Source organism: Microcoleus sp. Pol11C3, assembly GCF_036701485.1.
Classification (GTDB): Bacteria; Cyanobacteriota; Cyanobacteriia; order Cyanobacteriales; family Microcoleaceae; genus Microcoleus.
In genome coordinates this window covers 1-5,564 of the sequence record NZ_JAUBQW010000223.1, presented here as the reverse complement: position 1 = coordinate 5,564, position 5,564 = coordinate 1, and the positions used below count along the sequence as shown (strand labels likewise).

The window sequence follows — 5,564 nt, the reverse complement described above, 5'->3', positions numbered from 1 at the left end:
GGTTTACGCTTCAACCTGATTGCAGGCATCTATAACTATGAACTTAACCTTTCAGAATGACTTTTGCAAGAGGTCTAGTTTCAAAGGCGCCTCGCCAAGTTGGATCGTGCGGGACGACTTCTACTTTGAAAAAATCTAGTTTTCTTGACATGGCTGATAATTCTTTGCTAGTTTTGTGCTTTCAGATTGGTTTACGCTCGCATTTAACCAACACTGATTTTACCCTTACTCACAACGGGGAGAAACTGACTGTTTGGGAGAGGAATTTCAAACCGCTCGATCGCCTGATAGTCAAATTTTGTGTAAAATGGCTCTCCCGCCAGCGTCGCAATCATCTCAACTTCTTTAAATCCAGCACGCTCAGCAGCCAGTTCACATACTCGCATAATCTGACTTCCAATTCCTCGACGTGCCCAGGCTGGATGAACAAAGAATGCACGAATCTTTGCCGAGTCGCTGTCTGGGTTGAGGAGGCTATCTTCTGGATTATTTTTGCCTGAATCACCTCCATAAAGCGTTTTACCCTTGCTCCAACCACCGCAACCAACAATTTGGTGATTGTTCTGAGCAACAAAGTATGTTTGGTCTTGAATCAGTTGACTATCAACCCCAAAAACTATGCCCAGTGCGCCTTCAATCTGCTCTGAACTATAGTAGCCTGCAGGCACAAGCTCTAACAGAATCAGGAATTAAAGTTGTCAGCTTAGGAATGTCTTCTAAGGAAGCTAATCGAATACAAAAATCCATTGAACCGATTGGCTAAACAAATCGCTCTCTTAGTTTGTCACATCCGTGAAAGCCGCAATGCAGCGATCGCCCGATCCTGCACCCCCAGCTTTAAGCCAACACCCAAATATCGAACCTTCCCCCATTCTTAAACTGTATGGCAGGCTATGATTGACGGTTGGCAGCTTTTGAGAATCTAAATGCTAAACACAAATACAATTATTTCCAGCCTGCTGTTATTTATCCCGGTTTCGATCGCCGGGCACTTTCTCGGCTGGGAATCCTCCACCATCTTCATCACCTCGGCATTAGCCATCGTCCCTCTAGCCGCCTGGATGGGGACGGCCACCGAAGAAATCGCCGTCGTCCTCGGTGCCAACTTGGGGGGTTTGCTGAACGCAACCTTCGGAAATGCCACGGAACTGATTATCGGCATCGTCGCCCTCAACGCCGGACTAATAGATGTTGTCAAGGCCAGCATCACCGGTTCAATTATGAGCAACCTGCTGCTGGTGATGGGATTTGCGATGCTGCTGGGCGGTTTGCGCTACAAAGAACAAGAATTTCAGCCGATAGTCGCCCGGTTGAACGCTTCAGCGATGAACTTAGCCGTGATTGCCATTTTGGTGCCGACTGCAGTTAATGCCACCTCTACGGGCATCCCTGCGGAAACTATGCAGAACCTCTCTAGCGCTGTTGCTATAGTCCTGATTGTCGTCTACGTGCTGACGCTGCTGTTTTCGATGAAAACCCACAGTTATCTGTACGATGTAGGGGTGGCAGAAATAGAAATGCTCGAAGAATTAGCCGAAAGTAACTTAGCACCAGACAGTCCTGACCACAAAGTCAATCTGCCGCTGTGGATTGGGGTGCTGTTGGCCTGTACCCTGATGGTAGCTGTCGAGTCGGAACTGTTGGTGGGTACTCTCGAAGAAGCGACAGCGCGTTTGGGGCTGACATCACTGTTTACCGGGGTGATTTTAGTGCCGATTATTGGCAATGCGGCCGAACATACGACGGCGGTGACGGTGGCGATGAAAAATAAAATGGATTTGTCGGTTTCTGTGGCCGTGGGTTCGAGTTTGCAAATTGCTTTGTTTGTTGCGCCGGTGTTGGTTTTGGCAGGTTTTGTCTTGGGCAAACCGATGGACTTGAATTTTAACCCGTTTGAACTTGTAGCGGTTGCGGTGTCGGTGCTGATAGCCAATTCTATCAGTTCTGACGGCAACTCTAACTGGCTGGAAGGTACTTTGCTGTTGGCAGCTTATACGGTTTTGGCGCTGGCGTTCTACTTCCATCCGGTAATTGAGGGACTTGTTTAACAGGCTTTCTTCTGCTGAAGGAAGAGGGAAGAGGTTCGAGGGAAGAAGGCATTCAGCAGAAGGGGGGTTTTCCCACTCGGACACTCTCCGACTCGCCCACTCGCCCACTCGCCCACTCGCCCACTCTCACTTCTTTTTTCGAGAGTGGTGGTGGCGATCGTACAATTGAAATCTGGGTGCTCTCTCGTTATTAGTTCTAGTCTTTTTGTAGATGATCTGCTGTCATCAGGGATTTTTGACATCGATCGGCTGTGACAAACAACAAAACCTTTGGCCTCAACCCGATCGTTAGATCGCAGTGCCACAGGTTATACAAAAAGACGGGATGTTGAAGTCAAGCGAGACTAAAGCCTCGCTTGACTTCAGCGACGCTGCAAGATTTCAATCAAGAGTGCTCATGAGTATTGTTCTAGGTGTGCTACGATCGTCATAAGTTTAAAATTGAGTATCACTAGACAACGTAAAAACTTAACTAGATTGTTGAGTACGTAGTCACACAAACACGGTGTTGCCGTCTAGGAAAACTCGTATTTGAACAAAAACCGAACTAGATAAAGAGGACTAATTAAATACGGTATGCCATACAGGAATTAACGATTTTAGAGAAGACACCTCTAATGCGGCTTGAGTAATCTTGTCAAGGCAAGTAACGCAAGCTGAACAAAAATCTCACTCACCAAGAGTACACAGAGGTTAATCTAATCGCTTAATACTTGATTAAACTTCCTCCGAGCTGCTGATGACAAGTATATTGACAGAGGCGCGGTTTTGTGCAACATTCTCAGAATAATGCCCAAAATCTGCAGGAAAAATTTTCTGGAAGAGTAAACGACGGTCGATTTAAAACTGACCAGCCTATAAAAAGGTCGAACGGGATACCACGATTCGTTAAATTGGTTGAAAATAATGGTTAAACAATGGCTAAAAGCTTCCACAATAATAAATAGTTGTACAGACTTCAAAAATAGGGTGCTGCTCCACCCGAATTTACGCCTGTGGACAAGTAAGAGCCGACTCTCTTGGCAGAAGCAGGAATCAGACCCTCTAGAAAATACTTCTAGTTGAATGGTGAAGCTTAGATAAGTTTAGCCAAGTTTTGTAGAGCAGTGTCAAAGTAAAACTTGATAGAGCAACCTCAATCAGGGTTATGTGGCTTCTGTGAGTTATTGCCTCAATCCCAAATGCCCGAATCCCTCCGATCCAGCCAACTCTGGCAAATCCGCGTGTATCCACTGCGGGTCTCAACTTTTGTTGGAAGGTCGATATCGGCTAGTCACGCCTCTCGGAAACGGTGGCTTTGGCAGAACATTTGAAGTGGACGATAACGGCGCCCGAAAAGTGCTAAAAGTCTTGCTCAAAGACCATCCCAAAGCTGTAGAACTTTTTAAGCAAGAAGCCGACGTATTGGTCAGGCTGAGACATCCAGGTATTCCAAAAGTCGATCGCGACGGTTATTTTATATTTACGCCCGCTCACAGCACAGAGTCTTTTCACTGTCTGGTGATGGAGAAAATTGCTGGAGCCAATTTGCAAGACTGGCTGAAACATCGGGGCCGCCCGATCAGTCAAGAACAAGCTGTGAACTGGCTCAAACAACTGTCGGAAATTTTAGACCAAGTTCACCGTCTCAACTATTTCCATCGGGATATCAAGCCGCACAATATTATGTGCAAGCCCAACGGGCAGTTAGTGCTGATAGACTTCGGGACTGCTAGGGAAGTGTCGGGGACTTATTTCGCTAAGGTTGGCCAGGGGCAAAATGTGACTGGTATTGTTTCTCCAGGCTACACGCCGCCGGAACAAACTAATGGCAAGGCTGTTCCGCAGTCGGATTTTTTTGCTCTGGGGCGGACTTTTGTTTATTTGCTGACTGGGAAGCCGCCGACTGCGTTTCCCGAAAATCCCCGCACGGGCAGATTAATGTGGCGCAAAGGAGCTCCTCAAGTTTCCGACCCCGTGGCTAATGTGATCGATTACCTGATGGCCCCTTTTCCGGGAAATCGACCTCAAAGTCCGCAGATGGTTTTGCAGTGCTTGGAGGAAATTAAACTCGACGACGCGGAAAGTCAGTTGCCGACTCAGTTACCGGCGACGGGGCAAACTAAAATTCGCGCAACTGCCGGTGCGTCTGGGGCGACGAAGCAGAATTCTAGGAACCGCCTCAGACCTCTGAATTCGGTCTTGCAGAAGCCCGTCGAAAAGGTTTTTGATTGGAAAAAGAAGTTGCTGGCGGGCACGGCTGTTTTGATGCTGAGTATTGGGGCGTCTCAAATTTACGGTTCGCTGCGTTACGGGGTGTTTCCGGCAAACCCGGTGTGGCTGCTTTCTAGTTTGCCTAGCAGTCAGTTTTTGCAAAAAAGTTTGGATAATGTCGACAGTGTAAATGCGATCGCCCTGTCGCCTGACCGTAAAACTTTGGTGAGCGCAAGCTTGGGGACGATTAGAATTTGGAATGTGAGGACGGGACGCCTGCTGGTGCCTCCTCTCGATTCGGTGCATTCTAACAAATCGGTCAAGACGGTGGCGGTGAGCCCGGACGGCTCGATTTTTGCCAGCGGCGGCGGCGACAATAATGTAATTCTCTGGGATTTGAAGACGGGGCGACGGATGCGGACGATTGCCGCTCACAAAGCCCCCGTCAACGCGATCGCTTTTAGCAAGGACGGTAAAACTCTGGCTAGCGGCAGCGATGACAAAACTGTTCGCTTGTGGGATGTCAGAACGGGCACCAGATTGCGGACTTTGAGCGGCCACGCTGGAGGAGTAAAGGCGATCGCTGTGAGCCGGGACGGTAAAACTCTCGCTAGTGGCAGCCAGGACAAGACTGTGCGTTTGTGGAATCTCGATACCGGAGAAGTCAGAAGAATTATCACAGGGCACGGGGGCCCGGTTACTGCTGTGGCTTTTAGCCCGAACGGGAAAATTGTGGCTAGCGGCAGCGAGGACAATACGATCCGTTTGTCGAACGTGCAAGACGGGAAGCGCACCCGCACTTTTAAAGGGCATTCGAGCTGGGTGAGGACGATCGCCTTTAGCGCGGACAGCCGCACTTTGATCAGCGGGGGTGGAGATATTATAGTTTGGGATTTGAAGACGGGAAAAGAAAGAAGCACTCTTTCTGGTCACAGTCAGTTTGTGAGTTGTGTTGTTATTGCCAGAGATAGCAAGACTTTTGTGAGCGGCAGTCCCGATCGCACTATTAAGATTTGGCGAATGCCATAGTCCTACTATTTTAGATTTTAGATTTTAGATTGAAGAGTCGAGGCGATGGAGAAATTCCCTCCCGACTCCGACGTGGAAGTCTGGCGATTTGAGATTTGAGATTTGAGATTTGAGATTGAAGAGTCAAGGCGATCGAGAAATTCCCTCCCGACTCCGACGTGGAAGTCTGGCGATTTGAGATTTGAGATTTGAGATTAGACTTCTTGCAAAAGTCCTTTTATACGGAATCCGGTTGTCATAGGTCTGTTATAATTGCTGAAAAAATCGAGCAAAAATAGCCATGCCAAAAAAAGT

Annotated in this window: 3 protein-coding genes; 2 read left to right on the top strand and 1 reads right to left on the bottom strand. The window is 48.1% G+C overall.

What is annotated here, in order from left to right; genetic code table 11:
• Positions 1–203: 203 nt before the first annotated feature.
• Positions 204–668, bottom strand: coding sequence for a GNAT family N-acetyltransferase (locus QUA40_RS27445; RefSeq protein WP_333131690.1), 465 nt, complete (start codon positions 666–668; stop codon positions 204–206).
• Positions 669–926: 258 nt separating this feature from the next.
• Between QUA40_RS27445 and cax the strand changes: the two genes are divergently transcribed.
• Positions 927–2,048 carry a calcium/proton exchanger gene (gene cax, locus QUA40_RS27440; protein ID WP_333131688.1) on the top strand — a complete coding sequence of 374 codons (1,122 nt, stop codon included), beginning with the start codon at positions 927–929 and terminating at the stop codon, positions 2,046–2,048.
• A 1,149-nt stretch (positions 2,049–3,197) separates the two neighbouring features.
• Complete coding sequence (locus QUA40_RS27435; protein WP_333131686.1) at positions 3,198–5,270, top strand: serine/threonine-protein kinase; 2,073 nt, start codon at positions 3,198–3,200, stop codon at positions 5,268–5,270.
• Positions 5,271–5,564: the final 294 nt, after the last annotated feature.

Excerpts from the sequence above, each read along its gene's own strand:
- cax (WP_333131688.1), top strand. The coding sequence starts at position 927 with ATGCTAAACACAAATACAATTATTTCCAGCCTGCTGTTATTTATCCCG.